The organism is Thiococcus pfennigii, assembly GCF_016583835.1.
GTDB lineage: Bacteria > Pseudomonadota > Gammaproteobacteria > Chromatiales > Chromatiaceae > Thiococcus > Thiococcus pfennigii.
Map to the genome: position 1 here is coordinate 1 of NZ_NRRW01000059.1, position 22,642 is coordinate 22,642.

The following is a 22,642-nucleotide window of genomic DNA, read 5'->3' on the forward strand; positions in this document are numbered from 1 at the left end:
CGACCGAGGATCATATGAGTCTCGCTAAGTGATTGTTTTACAATACACAGCGCGACCTCATTGGAGACCTCTTGTCAAGTCTTTTTTGCTCGAATGGCGAGATTTTTTTGCGTTTCTCGATCGCCCCGTTCAGAGGCTTTGCATCCACTGCGGGCCAAAAAACCCCCGGAGACGTGCCGCGCTCGCCTACGGCGTTCCAGGTCCCCGAGAGGGGACCTCATTCAACAGGTCCTGGCTTTTGGAGCCGGACACCGTTGCGAGACCTATTATCCGCATCGATTAGATCATAGGCCCTAGGCGACTGCCGATAACATTAACTATTATGCTCAAGGCCTTCTGCGCGGGTGCCGCCTTGATATGGTCTTTGCAATAACTCAATAACTATAGCTATCTTTCGATACGATGGCGACGGACGGTCCAAATAACGCGTGACCTAAATATTCTGGCCACTTCGAACGACAGACATCGCGGATCTCGCTCCTCAAAGGAACGTATTGTCGACGCGGATCTCGCTCCTCAAACGCCGTATTGTCGACGCGGGACTGGCCGAAAAACCGCCCAACACCTTGTGCCGAGCCCGCACTCTGCCGCACGGAAGTCGGCTACAACAAACGAGAGTAGGGTGTTCTCATCGAAAATGTTTTCCAGCCAGTTATAGAAGCTCAGATTACAGCGAGGATAGCGCGATGTCGGAGAGTTCCGATAACTGCCAGATTGTTAGGAGCTAAGTATGACGCGACATAAAGAGCATAACGGACGGTGGAATCGAGTCTTCGCCGTTTCTGGAGGCACGAGAAGGATGAAGGTACCTACGACGGCAGCGCGCACAGCGAACAACAATCCCGACGGTCCACTGTTTCCGGATGTGGGAGTACTGGCCCTCGTCCCCGGCCGATGGGGAGAGTTGTGGCAGGTTAGGCAGCAAGTTTTAACCAGGCTCACTAGATATTTTAGAGTTGTTTGGTGCAATAGTCCGGATGGGTGGAGAGATTATTGGCTCCGCAAGAGTAACCATGCGTTTAAGTCGGCTTTAGAAGAGGCTGGGAGTTTGTTAGTGTACACTCCTGGTCGGTGGTTGCCGTTTTTGTACCGACCGCGCGTTGTCGCTCGTTTAATGGAGCGCGAGCGGCTACGGCAGGCGGCTGCAATCCTAAAAGAAAGGGGCTGCAGTCGCATCTTGCTCTATATTTGGCGCCCGGAGTTTGGATCGGCTCTCGATTTGATAAACTTCGAGTTTTCGTTTTATCATATTGATGACGAGTATTCTTTTTCGTCGACGGAGCAAGATATTTCTGAGGAAGAATCGGCCTTGATTCATAGAGTCGATCAGGTTTTTATACATTCCCCGGCTCTTATGGAGAAGAAGGGACGCCTCAACCGCAATACGCGGTACGTGCCAAATGGCGTTGACTATGAGGCCTTTTCCTCTCCTGCTTCTGAGCCAGCGGATTTGAGCAATATTCCGCGGCCCAGAATTGGGTATATGGGTATCATCAAAGAGCAACTTGATTTTGAGATCTATATCAAGCTTGCGGAGTTGCATCCAGAATGGTCGTTTGTTTTTGTCGGCCCAATGAGAAATGTTAGTGCTATCGAGGGTTTGCTGGAAAGGGTTCAGAAGAAAAGCAATGTGCATTTTCTTGGCGGAAAGCACAAAGAAGAATTGCCTGCCTATGCGCAACACTTTGACGTTGGTACTCTATGCTATGTCGTCGACGGCTACTCGAAATTCATCTACCCGTTAAAGATCAATGAATACTTGGCAACGGGCCGACCAGTTGTGGGAGTGCCGATTCCATCGATCAATATGTATCGAGACGTGGTGAAGATCGCTCGGACGGCGGAGGAATGGTCGGAAGCGATTGCTCGCTGCCTATCTGTGGAAGAAAATAGCCCGGAGTTGATTGCAGGAAGAAGAAGAAGGGCAAGTGAATACGATTGGCGTCGACAGGTATCTGACATCGCTCAAACCATGTGTGAACACCTGGGGTCGCGGTATGTTGAAGAGTTGCGTCGTGTGCAGATCGCCGGTAGTGCACCGGGTCATTACTAGGTGTGTGCGGGTGTGCCTGGCGGCCAGGCAAGCACGAGCAGCCTCGGGGAGTTGAACCTCCGCTCAGGTTGCTCCTCTCGCCGGATTCGGCACCCCGGTGACGGTATTCGCCACAAGATGCCCTAAACACAAGGATTTGCCGGAAGACCATGTCGGCGGAACAATCGGAGCGCTACCACTACCGTTCGATCCTTGAATCCTGGTCCATATCTCCCCATATCTTCCCCTGGGCCGCCACCCCTGGATTATCGGTCTATAACGCGACGACTATTTTCGCGCGGTGGCATGGACCGAGCCAGTTGGGTTGTCTAGTTCCTACGTGCAACGCACTCGCGGCGTGGGGAAGGATACCGCGACATTTTCGGTCGCCTAAGCGACTGAAAATGGTGCGACAACGGAAATCGCATTTTCGCTTCGCGTCTTGAAAAACTGCCCGGATGGCAATTTTTCCAGGTCGCCTTGGGGAGTGAACGCAATTGGCCGCGCAGGAGACTATATTGCCCGACTCTGATCAATCACTTCAGCTCGATCGAAGGCTGAAGGTAATGCTCGAACTGAGTCGCCAGCGACTGAAGGAGTATGTGAGCTTTGATGCATCCTTCCTGCGCCGCCTGATCGCGATGGGGGCACTCTTGGCCGGCTGGTTTCTTCGCCGATCGGGAAGACCAGGCAAAGCGCTCAGGCTGGAGGTATCGCTTCATCGAAGAGCGATGGGACCTTCCATTGACAAGGCAATCGAGCGTCGTATCGGGGTCGTGATCTCGAGAGATCGGAGTCTCCTAAGTGATTACTTGGCGGATCTTGGCCCCACGGGCAGCACGGAAGTGTTCTTCAGAGACCCTGGACGTCTGCTCGGGTCTCGCATTCTCGTCCTTAAGTCTCCAGCCGGCGCCGAAAAAGGACTTGTGTCGCTGGACTATTCGTTCGTGTTTCCCTTGTTTGCGCGTTGCTTCGACGTTCCTGCAATCGCGCGCCGATACCACATATTGCTTGAACCGAGTTGGTCGGGTTATTGCGACCTTGACATTCTTTGCTTCGCTGTTTACGACTTTCCTGTGTTCGTTCAGGCGTATGAGCCCCGTGACCGTGCCTTTATTTCGCGTCTCGGGTCGAATCTGATTCCGGTTGACACCGCTGCCAACTGGTGGGTGGACCACCGCGTCTTCAGGCCATTGCCTGGGGTTACAAAGGACGCCGATGTCATAATGGTTGCGTCGTGGGCGCGATTCAAGCGCCATGCGCGACTGCTCGCAGCACTTAGGCATCTCCGTGAACGCGGAGAGCGCCTTCAAACCATTCTTATCGGCTACGCGAACGATTGGTCACTTGGGGGTATCTATGACGCGGCTCGGTATTACGGTGTGGCGGACCAAGTCGAAGTGTACGAGCGGATCACGCCAGAGGAGGTGAATCGGCACTATAACCGCGCGAGGGTCAATGTTGTTTGGTCGAGGAGAGAAGGCGTCAATCGGGCTATCGTCGAAGGGTTCTTTGCTGGTGTGCCGGGAGTGGTGAGGCTAGGATTCAACTACGGCTACCGGTATCCATACATCAACGAGCGCACCGGGTGCTTCGCTTCCGAAGCGGATCTAGCCGGGAAGCTGTTGGAACTGACGCGTGGGCCGGTTGAGTTGAGTCCTCGAGAGTGGGTGTTGGCAAACATGAGCCCGCAAATCGCCACGCGCATCGTCGATCGCACGATCGGCTCGTGGTGCCGCTCGGCCAAGGAACCGTGGGAGGAAGGAAAGGTCGCCGTCAAGTTGAGCCAACTGGATTCCCAGCGCTATTGGGACCATTCCGAGGGTTCGCGGTTCGGCGCTGACTACGCCTTTCTGCACTCGACCATTCGGAATACCGGCTAGATGGTACGCCTCAGTTGGCCGGCCTCCACGGGGCGTGCCCCAAGGCCCTCGCTGAATGGCGCTGCTCGGCGAGCATTGGCAAGAAGGTAGGGGGAGACTACCAAAATTATAAGGTATGGCAACCGCGTGGCGTGATCGTGGGTGATGCGGTGGGCGATGTAGAGCGGATGTTGCCGTTCCAGGTCAGTTGAGGTTAACGGGTCAACGATTCGCTCCTGAGTCTTGGGTGGAACGCCGGCGGTTCGGGGGCGCGGGTGGATACAGGCGGCAAGCTATTGGGGTCGTAACGGAGTCGAAAAAGAGCAGCCTGCTGAGGATCGGTCGGAAGGATGCGGTCTGCGCGTCGTGCGAAGGGTCTGCCGGAGGCCCGGCGATCGCCGTATTATGCTGTGTCCTTGCGAGGCTAACCCGGACTTGACGTGGACAGGACATGCAAGGTTGAGAGCATCCCATTAGAAGGAGGTTCAATGCCCTGCCGTAGTATCCCGGCTCCAATGGCCACAAGGGGCGCGGGTTCGGCTGGGCAGCGGGGGAATTGGAGGATAGCGACCTGATAGGCAAGTGGCTGAATGAGCGGGCGGAGCAACAGGCCGTCAAGCCGAACGCGAGCATCGCCGGCGCCTGCGGCGGCTGGGTCGAAGCGCAAGCGGCCTGCCGCTTTATCGTAACCGGCAACTGAGCGGCGTTATTGCGTCGCCGGCGCCGATCGGCGGAGGTCCGAGCGTAGCGGGTTGTCGGCGGAGTGCTGCTTCCACAGCCGCGGGGTCAGCCGGTGGACCTCCGAGGCCGGATGTTGGTCGATGCGCTGGAGCACGTCGACCAGGTAGGCGTAGGGGTCGATGTCGTGCAGCTGGCAGGTGACGATCAGGCTCTGGAGGGTGGCGACGGCCTCGGCGCCGACCTCGGTCCAGTCAGTTCTTGCGCTAATGCCCAGCTGGGCATTAGCGCAATTATTCGCACGTGCCGATTGTGCGCAGTTGCCCGGTAAGGGCTGTTACGGCCCGACGTGAACGCCGGATTCGCGCTGCCGTCAGACCGCGAGCTAACGTGGTCAAGCGGCTCAGCGGCAACGGGAGCTCCGCATAATCACAAGCTGTCGAGAAAGGCGAGGATATCGGCCCTTGGCGTAAAGCGCGGTGTCTTCGTCTCCGGTGGCTGTAGCGTGGCCAGCGCCCGCTCCTTCATGGCCAGATCAGCTTCGAGGTAGTGATGGGTGGTCGATACACCCTCATGGCCGAGCCACAAGGCGATCACCGCCAAATCGACGCCAGCTTGCAGCAGCGCCATTGCGGTGGAGTGGCGCACGACATGGGGCGGGACCTTCCGCTCGCGCAATGCTGGACAGGTCGCTGCGGCGGCCGTGACGGCGCGCTGCAAGCGCTCCTCCACGCCCGAGCGGCTCATCATCTGACCGAAGCGATTCGGCAACAATGGTTGGGTTGGCTCGATGGGGAGGGTGCTCATCCAAGCACGTAACGGCGCCGTCGTTCGTTTCCACAAGGGCAGGACGCGCTCCTTGCGTCCCTTTCCGTGCAAATGCACCGCGCCACTGTGCTGCAGATCGACATCCCGACGTTGGATGGCGATGGGCTCGGAGACGCGGGCGCCAGTGTTATAGAGCAGCAGCAACAGCAGGCGATCGCGGCGTCCCGCCCAGGTCTGGGCATCGGGGGCGCTCAGGATGGCCTCCATTTCCTCGTGTGAGAGAAAGCCCACCAAGGGCCGCGCGAAGCGTTTCATCGGGATCGCCAGGACCCGCTGGACCTGCGCCAAAGCGGCCGGCTCCTGCAGCGCTGCGTAGTGCAGGAACGCTCGAATGGCCGCCAGACGCACATTGCGGCTGCGGATACAGTTCTGGCGTTGCGTCTCGAGGTGATCGAGGAATGCCAGCAACGGGGCGCATCCAGATCACGCAGACAGAGGGTTCGGACATCGCGCTCCAGGGACGCCTCGGCAAACCGCAGCAAGAGGCGGCAGGTATCGCGGTAGCTGGCGATCGTGCGGGCGCTCAAGTGCTGTTGCAGCACGTAACCGGCAACTGAGCGGCGTTATTGCGCCACCGGCGCCGATCGGCTGAGGTCCGAGCGCAGCGGGTTGTCGGCGAAGTGCGGCTTCCACAGCCGCGGGGTCAGCAGGTGGACCTCGGAGGCCGGATGCTGGTCGATGCGCTGGAGCACGTCGACGAGGTAGACGTAGGGGTCGATGTCGTGGAGCTGGCAGGTGACGATCAGGCTCTGAAGGGTGGCGACGGCCTCGGCGCCGACCTCGGTCCAGCAGAACAGCCAGTTCTTGCGCCCCATGGGGATCGGGCGCAGGGCACGCTCGAGGTGGTTGGTGTCGATCGGCACATCGGGGTCGTCGAGGTAGACGCTCAAGGCCTCACGGCGCTGTAGGTTGTAGTGCAGCGCCTTGGTTAGCGGATTGCTCGGCAGCAGCGCGGCGCGCTCGATTTGGACCTTGGCCCAGGTGAAGAAGTCTTCGACGACGGGCTTGGCGTGGGTGAGGCGATAGTCGCGCTTGGCCGCCCCGCTGAGCCCTTGCTCGCGGAACGCCTTCTCGCAGGCGTAGAGGGCGCCGATGCGCTCTAGGGCCTCAGCGACGGCCGTCGGCTCGATGTCCTTGGCGCGCTCGAAGGTGCGTCGGGTATGCGCCCAGCACTGTGCATGTGTGAGGCTCGCGCGTTCGGCATAGCGCGCATAGACCTCGTAGCCATCGCTGATGAGCACCTCGCGGGCGACCCGTTTGTCCCCGAGCCCCTGATCTCAGATTGGGCGCACAGGCATCGCCGCACGCGAGGGTAGGTAGAGGAAGACGATGTCGCCGCCCCCACCCTCATCGGTATCGCCCCAGATGGGCCAGAAATACCCCCGCTTGAGCTTCCCCGGCCCTTGGCGCCCGGCCTTGATCGGCGTCTCATCCATCGCCTTGACCCGCGCGGCGCGGATCCCGCTCAACTGGGCCGCGACGATCGGGGCCAGCAGCAAGGCCACGGCCAGCACCTGCTGAGTCAGCCACTGACGACAGACCTCGATGCCGGCCGCCACGAGGCGCTGGTGCTGGCGATACAGCGGCAGGTGATAGAGGAACTTATCAATGACCAGCCCGACGAGGAAACTGACATCGGCCCGCCCCCCTGCGAGCACGCCCACCGGGGCCGGCGGGCAGTGCAGGCGCTGATCGTCGCGGCGCTTGATCAGCGGGCGCACGTACTTGAGGATGACGTAGCTGCTCGCGCGCTGGGCGAGGCGGTGGCTGACCTTCTCGCCGATGACCTCGTAGTCCGCGGGGTCAAGTGTCTCGGCTTCGGGATTGGGCGCCACGATGACCTCGACCGGAACCTGCGCGGGATCGAAGAACAGCGCCTCCTCATCCTCCTTGGCAGGCGTGTCGCGAGAGGTGTGGCGGCGATGGGCAATCAGGGCCTGCCAGGCGGCACGGCTGCGCCGTGCGCGGGTCGTCGTTGCCATGGTGGCCTCCTGTCGTGATCGATGACAGGAGCCATTGTCCGCACCACGCGCGGGCGGAAAAGGACGCCGCTGAGTGACCGGTTAGGCTTTCTCGTCCAACCGGCGGTCACTTGGGAAGGCATCCTGAGCCCGGATTGCAGAAACACCGGGGCGCGCATGGGCGAGTACGCGGTGGTGGCGTAAACCCAGGATCCGACCGAGGTGGATTTCAAGGGTGAGGAGAGGATGCGCAGCCCGGACCGCCGAGCTTCGACGGCCAGTGGGGCATGTACTTGCTTCGACCTACCCGGTGACAACGGCTCGCGAACCGCTGAGGGCAATGGGCGCGTGGATTTGGGCGCGCGAGCGTGGCCCCGGTCTTCGGTGGCATCCGATTTACGCTGCCGGCGCGGGCAGGTATGCCGGCAAGTGTGGGCCCAGCACGCGCGGCTGCGCGATGGTCACGGCGCCGCGCTGGAGGTAACCTGTATCCTCGCCCCCAGAGTGGGGCGCCGCCCAGGGTGCAGCCCGTCGAGTGGCGCCTGCTACGCAATCGGCAGGCCACCACCCTCGACGAAGCCGTCGAACTGCCCGAGTGGTACCGGGCGCACTGGGAGATCGGGCCTTGTTCATAACTCCGACCAAGACCCCCTTCATGACATCGGGTCGGCCGCAAACGCCACTTAATATCAGTCGCTTGACGTGGCTTTGCGGGCAGAAAGCTCGTTTGGTGGCCGAATTATGAGCAAGGCCAGAGATCGAGATGTTCTCTCGCGTGCCCAAGAACGGCTGCCGGGAGGAGGCCCTGCCACTCGGCACGTTGCAGCGCCTAGAGCGTGCTGCTGGCCGTGGTCATGGTGGTGGCCTAGCGCTTGCGCGGCTGGCGCGGTGGGGCCGCACCTGCCCGGACCTGGATGCCAAACTGTGCTACGAGGCGGCAAGATGGACGGCAGCTTTCTGGGGCGCACAGGCGATGGCAAACCGCGAGTGAAGATCCGCTGGCTGGGGTTGCGCCCGGTCATGGACTTCGGCGCAGGCTTGCGGTACGCCGCCGAGATTTATGCGCTACGAGTTGTGTGAAGGGGAGGCCTTGAGCGCCACTTCATTACTGAGCGTCTTATAGTAAACAGCATTTTGTTCTATAGTTTAATCGAGACGGATGGCATTGATCGGAGGTGATGAAGATGACCCGCAGTCGTCGCATTGACATTCCGAATCCTGAACTGCTGCGTGAATGCCTGGGGCAGGAAAGCGATCCGATGGTGCGCCTGCGCTTGCTCGTGTTGAAACTGCTCGCGGAGCTGCCGCGGTCGTTGACGCTCAAGCAGATCTGCGCCATGGTCGATGTGCCTGAATCGACCGTCTACGTCTGGGTGCGGGCCTGGCGCGAGCGGGGCTACCCCGGGGTTTGCCATCCGACCGAGACCGGCGGCGAACCGGGCCGCCCTCCGTCGCTTGACGACAGCGACCTGGTCGTCCTGGAGGCGCTGCTCGAAGAGCGCCCGCTCTGCGAGACGCGCGAGGTGCGTGCACTGATCCGTGAGCACTTCGGCGTGGAACTCTCCGAGAGTCAGGTTGCGCGCATCCTGCGCGCGAAGCTCGGGATGCACTTTGGCAAACCCTATCCGCGCGACAGTCGGCGCCCGAAGGACGCCGAGGCGCAGCTCGAGGAGCGCTTGATCACGGCCTACGAACGCTTGCGCGCGCAGGGGCTGAGCGATGAGGAGATCGCCATCGGCTTCCTCGACGAGGCCAGCCGTCGGGTCACGGCCAACACTGCTCGGGTGTGGCACTTCGGTCGCGGGGGAATCATCAAGAACACCACGCGGGTGAAAGCCAATACCATCGGCTTCTACGCTCTGGTCGGGGAGAGCGTGCAGGACTTCCTGCCGCGCTCCACGCAGCGGCCGATCGCTGAGTCCCTCGCCGCCATCCGGGCGGCCAACCCCGGATATCGCGCCATCCTCGTCATCCTCGATAACTTCAGTAGTCATCATGCGGGTGAGGTCGCGCAGGCCGCCCAGGACAACGCCATCGAGCTCGTCTTCCTCCCGCCGTACACGCCAGACCTCAATCCGATCGAGCTCATCTGGAAGACGATCAAGCGCGTCATCTCGGCGAGCTTCATCCGCTCGCTCGATGACCTGCGCGACCAGATCTATAGGACATGGCAGGGGGCCGCTCCGCGATGCTCCTATGCAAAGTGATGAATCGAGCGGTTCGTGCCACATGTCTTAAGCCATAAATAATTCCGCGGAAGACTGTACCCTGACGATCTTGCTTTGCTGCTTCCCCTCCTTGAGTTTCCATGGTTGTCAGACCTGAGTCCCTCGGATCTACGAGAAAGACGCCGCCTCGAACCTTCAACTAAGGCTGGGATACCGCCTACATGGGGGCAACGATGTATTCTGATGATGAAAAGACGATTCAGCGCAACCGTTACACGAGTATCGCCGCACGGTACGATCGACTTCACGACGACCCAGAGCATGTTGTTGCATTATCATTCCTGCATGGGATGCTGGGACAAATTGGAGTCGGATCGGTGCTGGATGTGGGAGCAGGCACCGGCAGGGCCATGACTTTCCTGCGTCAAGTCAGCCCCAATTTGCGAGTCGTTGGGGTCGAGCCTGTCGAGGAGCTCCGGAACGTTGGACACCAAAAGGGAATTCCCGTCGCTGACCTAATTGATGGGGACGGCTACAATCTTGAGTTTTCGGATGGTGAGTTCGACCTTGTTTGCGAAGTCGGCGTGCTGCACCATGTTCGCGATCCCAATCGCGTGGTCGCAGAAATGCTGCGCGTCGCCCGCAAGGCGATTTTCATTTCCGACTCCAATAACTTCGGCGGAGGATCGGCGCCTATGCGGCTAATAAAGCAACTCTTGCGGGATGTTGGATTGTGGGGAGTTGCCAACTATCTGAAGACGGGTGGAAGAGGTTATTCGATAACGGAAGGGGACGGGCTTTTTTATTCTTACTCTGTTTTCGACAGCCTAAAGCTGATCCAAGAACATTGTCGAATCGTGCATATGCTGAACACCACAGCATCAGGCCCAAACTTGTACCGGACTGCCAGTAACGTGGCAGTCATCGGCATTAAATGAGTCCCTCCAACACTACCGTCCCGCGGATCTGGAATTCGAATGGCCATACTACCTTCAGCCCCGCTTCGCGAAACACTCGAACGACTAGCCAACACCTCCTATTCGATCGATCCCAACGCATCGAGTGGGTCCTTCCGGTAGAGTTTATCTATCCGTGCGCGCCCGCTAGGAACCAAGAGGTTAATTTGGCCAGGAGTAAGAATCCCGGCGATCCAGTATGGTCGAACACGCGTGGTTCGAGAATAGACTGGCTTTTCTCTATGTCCTGTTCTTTGCCGCATCGTGCCTGAGTCATTGGGAGCCTTGCTTTCTGGTTGCGACTCAATCGTGCGCGGAAGCCACGCGGCCGCACCGATTCATTGTGCGCCTGTGGATCTGATATGCGCACAGGCTTGGCATCGGGGTTCGGGTTCATGGCTGCAATCCTTCTCTTGAGTCTTCACTGATCGAGCGCTTGGGGCATCCATTCATGCCCTGGGTGCTCACCCTCACGCGAGCCAAGCGATTCGTTTTCCGGAGGAGGAGCGAGAGTGCGCGATCTCTTGTTGAGCTTGATGATCCCGGCGGGGTTGATCTGGGGGGTCTTTTCGGCGCCAGGATCGATCGTCGTGCTCAACTGGATCTGGTTCCAAAGACCATACGATTTTTCTTATGGCGTATGGAATTCGGCGCCCTTATTCGCGCTGGCTCTGGGCGTGGCGATCCTGTCAAATATCCTGCGTGGACAATTTCGGCCGAAATTTCCCTCGATCCTAATCGTCTTTATCTGCCTATTGCTGTGGATCACGCTGAGCGCGATGTTTGCGTTTGATCCGGATGTCGCATGGCAGACCTATTCGCGGTTCGTGCCATCCATGTGGGTAGCGCCGATCCTGCTTTTCGCCACGATCCGGGACCTGAGGCTCCTGAAATGGGTATTCTGGGCCTCGGCCGGCGGTCTGGGAGTCAACGCCTTCAAGACGGGCGTATCTCTCGCCCTGCAAGGGGGCGCCCATGTCACGCAGCAGATCCCGGGCTTCGTGGGGGACAACAACGTGTTCGGACTGGTGCTTTGCTTGGTCGTCGCGATTTTGCTCGGCCTTCGTAGCACCTTGCCACGGCATCGGCTGATTCGCATGTTATTCCTAGGGTCCGTTGCGTTCGTGCTCATGACCATTGTCTTCACGAAGTCGCGTGGTGCGCTGGCCTCGCTGGCTGTGATTCTGGTATTGGGCGCGGCGCTGAGCCATCGACCCCTGCGAAACTTGGCAATCTTGCTTGGCTTGGCAGGCATGGCCTACCTCATCGTTCCAAGTGAATATTTCGACCGGTTGGGCACAATCGGCGAGCTCGCTGCCGACGGGTCGGCCAGGGGAAGATTCGAGAACTGGGGTCTTTCGTGGCAGGAGGCGTTGCGATTTCCGTTTTTTGGTGTGGGGCCGGAGAACCATGTGCCGTATAATCATGCGATCGGCACCGATGTGCAGGTTCGGGTCGCGCACAGCGTGTATTTTCAGGTGCTCGGCGAACTGGGCTTCCCGGGGCTTTTCCTGTACCTGACCTTTGCGGTGATGGGCCTGCGGTCCTTGTTCAAGACCTGGCGGATGATGGTGCCGGTTGTCGACCGGCACCCGGATCTTGTATGGGTCCGTGACACTGCGTATTGGCTGTTCTGCGGCTATGTCGGTTACTTATTTGGAGCGGCGTTCCTGAACATGCTTTGGATCGAGTTCCCGTGGTATGCCATCTTCTACGGGACGATGTTGAGGCCGCTGACCGAGGCGGAACTGGCGCGGCGTTCCGATTCGGCGGGCCACGATCGATCAATGGGAGCTGGCGCGCGATCTTCCTCGCCGGTCTAGGTCCGCCCCATCCGGAGTCGAGGAGTTGCATGGATCTTGTCAGTATCATCATTCCGGCCTTCAATGCCGAAGCTTACCTTCGCGAGACACTCAGCAGCGCGTTGCAACAGACCTACGCGAACTGCGAGGTCATCGTTGTAGACGATGGCTCCACGGATCGGACAATGGCGATCCTTGCGAATTATGGCGATAAGGTGCGAGTGGTTCGCCAGCAGAACCGAGGCAGCGCTTGTGCGCGCAATGCGGGTGTCGCCGCGGCGCATGGCGAGTGGATCGCCTTCCTCGACGCTGACGATGTCTGGTTGCCCGAGAAGGTGGAAAGACAACTGGCGGCCTGCGGACGCTTCGCAATCTCGCACACCGATTCGGTGTGTTTTGGCGATGCCCTCGAAAGGGAGATACTGCGGAGCAGCTTCGAGCCCCCATATGCGGGTAAAGTGCTCGAACCCTTGCTGGTGATCAACTTCATCACCAATTCGACTGTCATGGTACGCCGCGATGTCTTCAGTCGTTTCGGGGGCTTCGACGAAAGCTATGTCACCTGTGAGGATTGGGCCTTATGGCTTAGGATTTGCGCGGCGCATGATCTCGGCTATCTGGCCGAGCCGGTCGTCCGTTATCGGTTTCATAAGAGATCGAAGTCAGCGATGAGTCGCCGGACCTTGAGCGCGCGCCTACGAATCATTGAAGAGGCATTCGGGCCCGGTGGCGTTGGCCGAGCGCATATGCGGATGCGCTCCCGAGCACTAGCTTCGGCTTTTCAGGTGACGAGCCATTTTGCCGCCAGTGCGGGCGATTGGAGGTTCGCAATGAACTGCGCGGCTAACTCTCTGCTGCATCGGCCGGGAGACGCGCGGGCTTGGAAGAATCTAGTCAAGGCGGCCCTGATTCCCTTCGGTGTCCCCTATTGACGGGAATTCGGCGAATTGGAGGGCAGATTGACAGCCAAGAAGGATTTCTTCGTCGGCGTTGATGCGCGCTGCCTCAATACCGATCACTTGCGCGGGATGGGCAAGTACGTTGCAGAATTCATATGCCATGTGGATGCACCGGCGTCTATGCGATGGCAGTTCTTTGGCGATCGGCCCGAGAGCCAGTTCCACGCGCCAGCGGGCGTTTCCGCGTCGACCGAGTTGTTCGATTTCCGAGGCCATCGCTTCCACGCCTGGGAACAGATCGGCCTGCCGCTGCGGGCACGTCGCCGTCAGGTCGATCTTCTGCATTGTACTGCGACCAGCTTGCCTTTCTGGCAGCCCGTGCCCACGGTGGTCACGATACATGACATGTTGCCATGGCGCTCGCCGCTCAATGGCTACGCATACTGGTATCGTCACCATCTTTTGCCGAGTGCGTACCGGCGTGCCGCGGCGATCATCACGATCAGCGAGTCGTCGCGGCGCGACATCCTCGACATGTGGCCTTGGCTGGCGGAAAAGCTGCATGTGATTCCGCACGGTGTTTCGGACATCTACCTTGATGCGGGCGAATTTCCCCGGCCGGATTCGGTGACCGCGATAATTGGGAACGCCCGTTATCTGCTATACGTCGGTGGGGCGATCGAACGAAAGCGTTTCGGCTGGGCGCTACGGGTATATGAGGCACTGGAGACCACGGAACACAAGCTCTTGGTCTGTGGCTTCGGTGAGGCGGAAAGGCGAGCCGCCATGGCGACGCTGGCGCCGCGGCTCGCCGGTCGGGTATCCTTTCTACCTTTCGTTCCAGAGCGGTACATGCCTGGCCTCTATCAGCATGCCGAACTGATTCTCTATCCTACGCTTTTCGAAGGCTTCGGCTTCCCGGCCCTTGAGGCTCAGGCGGTGGGTACGCCGGTTCTGTTCAGCGATCTTTCCAGCCTTTCCGAGTTGAAGGGTCCGGGTGCCGAGGTACTTCCGGCAGACAATCTCGATGCCTGGGTCGAAACATGTCGACGGATACTGTCGCATCGGCTGGGTCCAGGCCGCGGCGGCGGTATGGGGTACGGGCGTGCGTGGGCTCGTCGCTTTTCGTGGAAGGAGAGCGCGGATCGGCACCTTCGAGTCTATCGTTCCGCCGTGCGGCGGGCGGGCCAAGCTCCTCCGGCATGCCTTGATGACGAGTGGCCTGATCCCTGATCGTGGGCGTCAGGGTGTTCGTGGTGGATGCTACGAGCGGGGCAGACTGTGGGGTTCTGGAGCCGTCGCCGCGAGGATGTGTTCCGGCCGGTGCAACCGGCCGGAACGTGGCGAGAGTCTCAGGGAACGAACTTCAAGCCGGACGGGGTCGAGGGCGCGGCGCTCGTGCCTGTTACGTTGACTCCATAGACGTGGAGTTGGGGCCACGCGGAACCGCCGCCTTCACGATTCTTCAGCACATAGAGAAGCTTTGCAGTCGGATCGAACGCTACGCCGAGGGCGGACCATTCGTCTCCTGCGTTGCCGAGACTAGACAATTCCCAATGCGCGTACGGTAGCACGTCCCACATCTGTTTCGTGCCGGACTTGGCGGCCGCAAGATCGTCGACGTCGTAGGCCCACATGTAATGCACGTAGGGGTAGGCGTGTGTGCCCTTGGTGTCTGGGTATTGGGGGTCGTTACACTCGGATCCGCCGTAGCAGTACTCGCCTTTCCCCGTGGTCCCGACGAACAGTACCGTATCGGTACCCTCCACGAAACTGACTCCGCCCATCTTAGTCGTCGGATTCGCTTCCGGATGTGATCCGCTGGCACCCCAACTGTTGAGGGTGTGATGTCCGTCGGGATAGCCTACCAATCCTGTTACCGTGCCGGGCTGCTCCGGATCGAAGGCGTAGAGCGCTGGTCCGAGGGAGGTCCGCGAGATGATCGAGAAACAGCAACCCCCGATCACCGCGGGTCCGCCGAGCATCGCCTGGAATTCGGTTGGCACGTTGTCCATGTACTGATTGTACATGCCCTGGTTGCCCGGTCCCGCGGCTACGGGGCCAACCATGCCGCTGTGGTTGCCGAGTGTTAGGCTGTGGCGCCAGAGCGAACGAGTTCCAGTATAGGCGGCGTCGTAGTAGACGAACGCGGTCACGTAGAGATTGTTCTTATGGACGAGGTGGCCGCCGATAAAGCAACCGTTGTAACAGTCGCCGATCCGGCTCCACGTACCATTGGTTGGATCTGTGTAGTTCTGAATGAACGTCGCGGTGCCGCCAACCGCCGGCTTCGTGATTTCCGCAACGCAGTGTGTGTCCCTGCGCCCGGAGATGTAGAAGCTGCCTGCCCCGCCATTGCCCGACGGATTGAAGGTCAGACCCGTGGCGCGGGCATTCGGCGAACTGCCGCAGCTTGCATCGTTGTGTGCGATATTGATTGTGCCGAGGTATGTAAGGTCCGTCGACTGGATACGCTGTCCAGCCATTGCGGCATCAGTCCCTAGGCCGAGAATCCCAAGCGCAATCAGCAGGGCTGAATGTGCCGGGTTTGGCGTAACGCGTCTCCGCGCCAGGCGGGCCCGGTATCCGGAAAGAAAGGTGGTCTTCATGATGTGCTCCATTTCAAGAAATGCCCGGTAAAGCGCCAGCGGCGCTCTGCTTCGGAAGAGCAGTGGGTACGCTAACACGCAGCGCGTGGATGGTCGGCGCCGCTCAATGTGGGTTGTGTTCGATGGGCGTGCTCGACACCTTCACGGTGTTATGACGCGAAGATTGGTTGGGGGCGGCAGATCCGTGGGGCCTGAAACAAGCTGATCGGCGCCGATGTCGATGCTCGTGGGCGGCCTCGCCTGCCCGTCGAAGTCCTCCGTCAATCCGGTGATGCTCTGTCCGCTCGCGACGACGCCCCTCACCGCGGAAGCCAGGTGAAGATCGCCGCTGTCTGTGTTGGCGAACCAGTTTGCTGCAGCGTTGGAAACGTTCTTCGCAACGGTGCCGGAGGCGCCGTCGCGACTCATCACGGGCCTGTTCGTCAGATTGTTGGCAATCAATACATTCTGAGTCGAGGCAAATCTGTACTCAATCGCCCAGGGAAAGCTGTTCTCCATGAAAATGGTGTTATTGTAGACTCCAGTATTTGGGCTTTCGGTCAAGGCGATGCTGGTGTCGGCATACGAACCAGCATCACCGGCGTGGTAGATCATGTTGTTGCGGATGACGCCGCCTGTGTTGCCACGACCGTCCATTCCGAAGCCAATTCCACGGTCACAATTCATGATGGTGTTCTTTTCGACGGTATTATTGGCAGAGCCATTCCAGAAGTGCACGGCGAACTCCGCAACTGTCGCCGAAGGGCTGATGATATTGCGGAAGGTATTTCCGCGTATTACCCAGTTCTTGGCGCCGTGGGCGTCAATTCCGCCAATGTAGTATTGGGGGCCGATACCTGCGGTGTATTCGAAAACGCAGTTCTCTACTAAACCGTTATCAGACGTAATGCTCGGGTTGGCGGGGTCGAGGGTCACCTTGAGCATCTGCTCGAAGGCGTCGCGGAGTACGCAATTGCGAATCACGGGGTAGTCTGCATTCGTTTCGCCGGCGATCTGGATGAGGTGCCACCGACTTCGCTGTAGGGTTACACCGCTGAGTTGGAAGTTGCTGGCCGCGACGCGGATGACGTTGCCGACACGGGCGGTGCTGCTCATCGCATCGCCTTGGATGATGACGGCGGTGCGGTTTCCCGATTGGCTGGCAATAGTGATGTTCGGCGCGTTCACGTAAAGCGTGTCGGAGAGCGTGTAGGTACCATCCCGCAGGAAGATCGTTCTGTTTCCTCCGGCACTGTTGGCGCTAGCCAAGGCGCTTTGGAGTTCGGCTGCGGTTGCGACGGTGATGGAGTCGGCGTGAACGACCTGTGCGGCCCCGGCGATCAGCCCGACGGTGAGCGGTATAGCCTGGAGCAACTGTCGTAGGGTGGCTAGGATGCGGAGAGATTGCATGGCTAAATTACTCTTGCGTATGGTAACGGTCGCAGGTGACATCAGGCCTCCCGGGCGCGCTATCCAAAATACGGCGTTGAATTAACGATGTATTTTTAGGCTTTGGACATTTTGGCAGTCAATGGCGACCGATAAGCGATTGATTTGGCGGAATGACGTTCGTAAGTAATACAGTGGTCGGGTTGGAGAACGCCCAACATTTTGGCTGCTGTACCGCCGATTCCGGGAGGTCCGGACATGCAGGGACATGCGGATATCGAGCTAGGTTGGTCGCGATGGGACGGCTCGCGACCGCCTTCCAAATTGGTAGCGGCGGGGCGCGGGGTGCCGGCGGCCGCGGCATTGGCGGGTCTACGGCGGTCGGAGCAGAGAGACGGTAAGTGGCCCGCGATGTTTCCTCCGGCGGCACCAGAGCCACGGTGGCCGAGATACAGCACTGCCTTACACGCGCTGCCGGCCCACCCCAAACGGAACAGAGCAAAAAACGCTTCAGAGCCGTTGCTTTCGATGTTGCCATACTTGCGGCCCTGCCTTGATCCAGTGAGTAAGCGGCGAGCACACCTTCGTACGACCTCAGAGGTTTAAAGCCGGACACGAAGCGAAACGTTCGTGGGGCTGGGTCTCCAGCCTAGGCAAGAGAAGACTGCCAAGCAGTTCCGGCGTCTCAACGAGGCACTGCCCTTGAGCTCCCACTTGGGGCGGTTTCCTCCGGCGCAAGCGTGTCGGCGATCCGCGTGTGAAGAGCATCTGGCTCGGGCTGCGGCTCGTCACCAAGTTCGCCGCTGGCCTCCGGTATGCCAGGGACGCAAATCAGTCGTGAAAATGTGTGAAATGCGGTTAGGCTCAAGGTTAGATCGTGGAGCCACGCTCGCACGATCTAACCTTAGACATCAGCCTCGGTTATCGGTCCGCGATGCCGAACAGGACGTAGCCGACGTCCTCTCCTAAATGGTCTGTCTCGCCATCCTTCGATTGCTCCTCTTGGACCCAGAGATCAACCGCGGCAAAGTCCTTGTTCTGCCAACGTAGGCCTGCGCTATCGTTTTCGTTGACGGACTGGGTGTTCGCTAGAAGGATCGGTGGTGTGGCAAACGGGTACTGATAGAGCAGTGTAAGGCCACCGTCCGTCACCTCATGTCCGGTGCGTCCCACCTCGTAGCTCAAGCCATCCAGCACGCCGTGGGATGCCTCCCAGGCAATATAGTCGACGTGCTCGGCGAGGTGTTCTTGGATGTTTTGCTCCTGCTCAATCAGGCCAGCGTGGAAGCCCCTGCGGTTAATCCGCTGAACGCGGGCTGCGACGGCGTCACCCTCATTGTCGCTGGTTACCGTCGTTAGCACCACCGGCGCCGTACCAAAGCGCTTCCCAAAAACGGCCGACGTAAAGGCGTTTGTCTTGTCGGTCTCTAACCGTCCCGCCTCGACCCAAGCGCCGTGAGGCAACTGATGACGCCCCCGCTCCATGACCATGTAGCCGACGACCTCGCCTTCGTGTATGCCATCGAGATCGTCCCATTCCTGGATTCGAGCCCAAAAGCCCCTGGTATCGATGTCTCGGATACGGACCACAGCCGGGTCACCGTCGTAGTCGCTCGGTGGTCCGGCAATCACGATCGGATCCATGTACTCGCGTTGGAAGTCGATCCATTGCCATGCATGGTCGAGCGCGATCTCGCCAACCTCCATCGGCAGCGAATTGAACACCTGGGCGGGCGAGTCGATCATATCCTCCGCAGTGCCGAGCGCAGCAGCGGTGGCCGCGGAGCCATTCACGATCGCGCCTGCCGACGTGGTCTCCGATGTCAGCTGTGCGGTTGCGGTAGTCGTATTACTTTGCGCTTGCGCTCCAACCGGTGCCGTCATGTCGGCCTGGATCTCTGCCGCCGTGAGCGCGCGGTTGTAGATGCGCACTTCATCGATGAGCCCGTTGAAGTAGCGGTTGTAGCTGCTGCTCCAATAGTACCGGCCCAACTCGAGCGGTTGGTTGTTGCTTTGGACTGGAGCGATCGCGTTCGTCAGCGAGCCTCTGGCCACGCCGTTGATGTAGAGCGTCATGGTCGACGCACCATCGCCTGCGGACTTGTAGACAAGAGCGACATGTTGCCAGGTGTTGGTGCTCAGCGAAGAGTCGGAGAGCAGCGAGGTCTTCGTTTTGTCATCCTTGAATACCTCGGCCTCGAGCTTGCCCGACCGGCCGCTATCACCCGCAGCGAACATGAATCCGCGCTTCGGACCGCTTTGAGTCGTCCCCTGCTTGGCCAGAATCGGCTGGCGATCGCCCAGATTCTTGGGGTAGACCCATGCTTCCAAGGTCATCGCTGCGGACAGATCCAATGCGCCGCTGTTGGCAATCGTCATCCAGTTGCTGCTGCCGTTGAAGGAGAGCGCTTGGCCGTGTTTGCCAGCTACCCGCGTGGCGCCACTGATCAGCCCATCATGTCCGAGGCCGGAGACATCCGTGGCGTTGCCCCCGGTCTCCTCGAAGCCGTAGGCGGCGACCAGCCCAACCCGCTCCAGGGTAATCGAGACCTGAGCGCTGCGGCTCGCCGAGACGTTGCCCGCCGCGTCCTTGGCCCAAGCGTAGAGGGTCTTGCTGCCCGGGCTCGCGAAGGTGTAAGAGGTGGGCTTCGCTGCCTTCCAACCGGCGGCCGTCGCCGAAGGCTTGCTGGAGGATTCGTTGACCAAGTACCCGGTGACTCCGACGCTGTCCGTCGCCGTGAACGTAGTGATCGGCACGGTGAGCGTGTTGGCCGTTGCCGGGATGCTGAACGCCGTCACCGTCGGGGCCGTGGTGTCGGGCAGGGTAATCGAGACCTGAGCGCTGCGGCTCGCCGAGACGTTGCCCGCCGCGTCCTTGGCCCAAGCGTAGAGGGTCTTGCTGCCCGGGCTCGCGAAGGTGTAAGAGGTGGGCTTCGCTGCCTTCCAACCGGCGGCCGTCGCCGAAGGCTTGCTGGAGGATTCGTTGACCAAGTACCCGGTGACTCCGACGCTGTCCGTCGCCGTGAACGTAGTGATCGGCACGGTGAGCGTGTTGGCCGTTGCCGGGATGCTGAACGCCGTCACCGTCGGGGCCGTGGTGTCAGACGGCGCCGGGTCGATGGTCTTGCTCACCGGGTCCGAGAACGCGCTGCAGAGCGTCTTCTCCGAGTTACAGGCGCGGACAGCAAAGGTATAGGTCCCCGCGGACAGATCCGGGGTCCTCGCAGTTGGGGTGTTGTTGGTCGGCTGTGTCTGAGCTGTCTCGACCAAACCTCCAGTGTTTTCGTAGTCGGCGTTCGTGCCGAACCTCAGTTGATACAAGGCAACGCGATCGTCGTTGACCCGGTCCCAAGCGAGCGACACAGTCGCCGCTTGGGCCGCGACGGCCTGAGTAAGCGTTAAGAAAATCACGCAGGCGATCGGCAGGTGCCGCCGCCCCTCGGAGAGACCCCGATTGGAGCCTGGAATGTAGGGAATTTTCATGATTCGTTCACCTGTTGGTAGCCAAACGCCGAGCACGCTGGCACCAAGAGGCGCTGCGAGCCGGCAACCCTGCTGCCGTATCCCGAGAGAGAAGAAGGGACTTAGGCCAGTGGCTTTGCGTCGCGCCCTTTCGGAGCGCTTTGCCTTTGTCGGAGCAAGCAAAAGGAAAGATAGCTGCCCTCACAATGAAAAACTGCGATATCGCTCGCATCGCCAAGCTTGCGGTGGAGAGTCACGCATCGCGTGCACCGTGTGCCCCTCGCCCTCTGGCAGGCGGGTTGAGGAAGGTCAATGGCGTTGTGGCGGGATCAAATTCGTCCGGTAAGCAAAGCGTTGCTGGGCAAGGTCGGCAGTCGGTCCGCGCGCAGGCTGGCGGCGGCCGCATCGGGGCATCAGCGTTCCTTCCTTCACAGCAGTGCGACGGATGCGAGAGATGGAAGTTATTCGTTCTCTTGCCCGCTGCGGCAGTGCTTTTGGCATAGGTAGCCGATGCGGCGCCGGAGGTGTGGCGGTAGCCGTTGGTGGCCGACGTCATGCCCCAAGGAAAACGCGGGCTGCCGGCGAAGGGTGCCCCGCCTAGGGCGCGGTGACCCAGGCGCGAGATGCAGACAGAATTCGTGGGCGCAGGTGTTAGCCCACGCTGCCGCAATCGATCGATGAACACAACAACCCCCCCTCTGTTCAAGGTGCGTACATGCGCGAAATTCCCTTGCGCGCTTTATGGCAAAGATCTGACGAAGTTTCGTCCCGGACCGTCCAGGCGTGGGTGGTACGTGCGCACGCCGGACGCCTGATGGCAACCCATGGCATAGCCCACGTCGCGCAGCGCCATGGTGCGTCGCAAGCTTCTTTCTGCGGAATCCCAGTGCGCGGCTCCCACGACCAAGCAGGCTGTGGTCCCCCAGCAGGCAGCGCCGAAGCTGCGCCGCCTAGGGTTTGGAGCTGCGTCGACGGTTCGGCGACGTTATGCGGCCGCCGCCTTTCGTGGCGCCAGCCCTTGACAAGCCGAAGGGGAATTGGCGCCGACAAGCGTCGGGAAGTAGGCGACGGGCGGTAACTTACGCGATCCCGAGATAAGGGTAAACCCCTATTTTTTCATAATCAGTGCAGGGAATCTGTGCAGGCGCATCGGGAGTGCCCAGGCAGGATCCGTGTGGCATCTTAAGGAGAGCGACGGCTAGCGTGGACAGCCTGTGCATCTGGTCGATTTGGTCCGGGATGCGTTCCGGACGACACGGCGAGTCGGCGTAGCTGGCTGCGAAGCCCGCCATCTCACCGATGCGCGGGTGCCCAGTCGTGAACTCGGTAGTGCGGCAGATGGATTTCTACGTCTCGAGCACAACCCAGTGCCCCGGGGCGAGCCAAGGTAACCTCAGGTACTGGTCTATCCAGAGCCCGGCAGCGGCGGCTACCTTGATCCTGCCAGCGAGTGCACACGAGCGCGGGTGGCACGCCGAGGTTGAACGGCCGGGGGCTTGTCTCGCCAGTCACGGGGCAGCTCGTCTTGTCCTGCTGGCCCGTTGTGTGTCGGCGGCATGGCGGGTAAGGGTGACAGCGCGACCCCGGAGTGACAAGCTATGGTGTAAATTGAGAGCTTGAGATGCGTTGCGCGATACGTCCCAACTTTTGGCGAAAGACCTTAGACTTTAGGAGCGATCCCCCAACAAGTTAATTGCATTAGTTGATGTGCTTTCTGTGTAAGTCTGCCATCATTATGATATTCCGCTTCTTGGCGCCAGGTATCGCAAGGTGGCGCAATGAACGCTTTACGGGGCTATGTTGAGCGGCACGAAGGGACGATGAGGTGTGCTGCTGTTCGTCGTCCGAGGATGACCGGCGTCGCTATGCCGCTGGCGAGGCGCTGATGAGGTGGTCTAATGGCAGCAGACACTTCGGTTAAGGGAGAATGCCCCTGGCTGAGGTGAGAGATGGAGAGACGTAAGAAGTACACGAAGGAGTTCATGGAGGACGCCATCCGGCTGGCTGGTCCTGTAAC

Annotated in this window: 12 protein-coding genes, 4 pseudogenes and 1 riboswitch; of the genes and pseudogenes, 10 read left to right on the forward strand and 6 right to left on the reverse strand. The window is 60.0% G+C overall.

The window, feature by feature from the left end; genetic code table 11:
- Positions 1-1,177 precede the first annotated feature (1,177 nt).
- From CKO41_RS15225 to CKO41_RS15235, 3 genes and pseudogenes are all read left to right on the forward strand, one after another.
- Positions 1,178-2,053, forward strand: a complete 876-nt coding sequence (locus CKO41_RS15225; protein WP_200382949.1) for a glycosyltransferase — start codon at positions 1,178-1,180, stop codon at positions 2,051-2,053.
- A 497-nt stretch (positions 2,054-2,550) separates the two neighbouring features.
- Positions 2,551-3,915 (forward strand): glycosyltransferase, encoded by a 1,365-nt coding sequence (locus CKO41_RS15230; RefSeq protein ID WP_200382950.1) that lies wholly within the window; start codon positions 2,551-2,553, stop codon positions 3,913-3,915.
- Positions 3,916-4,444: 529 nt separating this feature from the next.
- Positions 4,445-4,594 (forward strand): annotated as a pseudogene (locus CKO41_RS15235) (transposase DNA-binding-containing protein); the annotation flags it as partial.
- A gap of 6 nt (positions 4,595-4,600) precedes the next feature.
- On the opposite strand, the pseudogene CKO41_RS15240 reads toward CKO41_RS15235, so the two are convergent.
- From CKO41_RS15240 to tnpC, 3 genes and pseudogenes are all read right to left on the reverse strand, one after another.
- A pseudogene (locus tag CKO41_RS15240) lies at positions 4,601-4,825 on the reverse strand (transposase domain-containing protein); the annotation flags it as partial.
- Between the two features lie 176 nt (positions 4,826-5,001).
- The gene (locus CKO41_RS15245; protein ID WP_242464364.1) at positions 5,002-5,808 is read right to left on the reverse strand and encodes a tyrosine-type recombinase/integrase; all 807 of its coding nucleotides are present in this window, start codon (positions 5,806-5,808) and stop codon (positions 5,002-5,004) included.
- Positions 5,809-5,963: 155 nt separating this feature from the next.
- Positions 5,964-7,340 (reverse strand): annotated as a pseudogene (tnpC, locus tag CKO41_RS15250) (IS66 family transposase); the annotation flags it as partial.
- Between the two features lie 762 nt (positions 7,341-8,102).
- On the opposite strand from tnpC, the gene CKO41_RS18955 reads away from it, so the two are divergent.
- From CKO41_RS18955 to CKO41_RS15280, 6 genes are all read left to right on the forward strand, one after another.
- Complete coding sequence (locus CKO41_RS18955; RefSeq protein ID WP_276568957.1) at positions 8,103-8,441, forward strand: IS4 family transposase; 339 nt, start codon at positions 8,103-8,105, stop codon at positions 8,439-8,441.
- Between the two features lie 98 nt (positions 8,442-8,539).
- On the forward strand, positions 8,540-9,568 hold the full coding sequence (locus tag CKO41_RS15260; RefSeq protein WP_200382953.1) for an IS630 family transposase: 1,029 nt from the start codon (positions 8,540-8,542) through the stop codon (positions 9,566-9,568).
- 194 nt (positions 9,569-9,762) lie between these two features.
- Positions 9,763-10,467: a class I SAM-dependent methyltransferase gene (locus CKO41_RS15265; RefSeq protein ID WP_200249268.1), complete on the forward strand. Its 705-nt coding sequence runs from the start codon at positions 9,763-9,765 to the stop codon at positions 10,465-10,467.
- 530 nt (positions 10,468-10,997) lie between these two features.
- Positions 10,998-12,308: a putative O-glycosylation ligase, exosortase A system-associated gene (locus CKO41_RS15270; RefSeq protein WP_200249266.1), complete on the forward strand. Its 1,311-nt coding sequence runs from the start codon at positions 10,998-11,000 to the stop codon at positions 12,306-12,308.
- 29 nt (positions 12,309-12,337) lie between these two features.
- The gene (locus CKO41_RS15275; protein ID WP_200249257.1) at positions 12,338-13,219 is read left to right on the forward strand and encodes a glycosyltransferase family 2 protein; all 882 of its coding nucleotides are present in this window, start codon (positions 12,338-12,340) and stop codon (positions 13,217-13,219) included.
- A gap of 27 nt (positions 13,220-13,246) precedes the next feature.
- Positions 13,247-14,419, forward strand: coding sequence for a glycosyltransferase family 4 protein (locus CKO41_RS15280; protein WP_200249254.1), 1,173 nt, complete (start codon positions 13,247-13,249; stop codon positions 14,417-14,419).
- 119 nt (positions 14,420-14,538) lie between these two features.
- Here the strand turns inward: CKO41_RS15280 and CKO41_RS15285 are convergent, their stop codons facing one another.
- Both CKO41_RS15285 and CKO41_RS15290 read right to left on the reverse strand, forming a co-directional pair.
- Positions 14,539-15,795, reverse strand: coding sequence for a hypothetical protein (locus CKO41_RS15285; protein WP_200249251.1), 1,257 nt, complete (start codon positions 15,793-15,795; stop codon positions 14,539-14,541).
- Positions 15,796-15,936: 141 nt separating this feature from the next.
- Entirely contained in the window at positions 15,937-17,184 is a 1,248-nt protein-coding gene (locus CKO41_RS15290; protein ID WP_200249249.1) for a right-handed parallel beta-helix repeat-containing protein, read from the reverse strand.
- A gap of 709 nt (positions 17,185-17,893) precedes the next feature.
- Here CKO41_RS15290 and CKO41_RS19195 point away from each other — a divergent pair.
- Positions 17,894-18,004 (forward strand): annotated as a pseudogene (locus tag CKO41_RS19195) (hypothetical protein); the annotation flags it as partial.
- 80 nt (positions 18,005-18,084) lie between these two features.
- Here CKO41_RS19195 and CKO41_RS15295 read toward each other — a convergent pair.
- Positions 18,085-20,646, reverse strand: coding sequence for a LamG-like jellyroll fold domain-containing protein (locus tag CKO41_RS15295; protein WP_200382954.1), 2,562 nt, complete (start codon positions 20,644-20,646; stop codon positions 18,085-18,087).
- 59 nt (positions 20,647-20,705) lie between these two features.
- Positions 20,706-20,801: riboswitch (cyclic di-GMP riboswitch) on the reverse strand.
- Positions 20,802-22,642 lie beyond the last annotated feature (1,841 nt).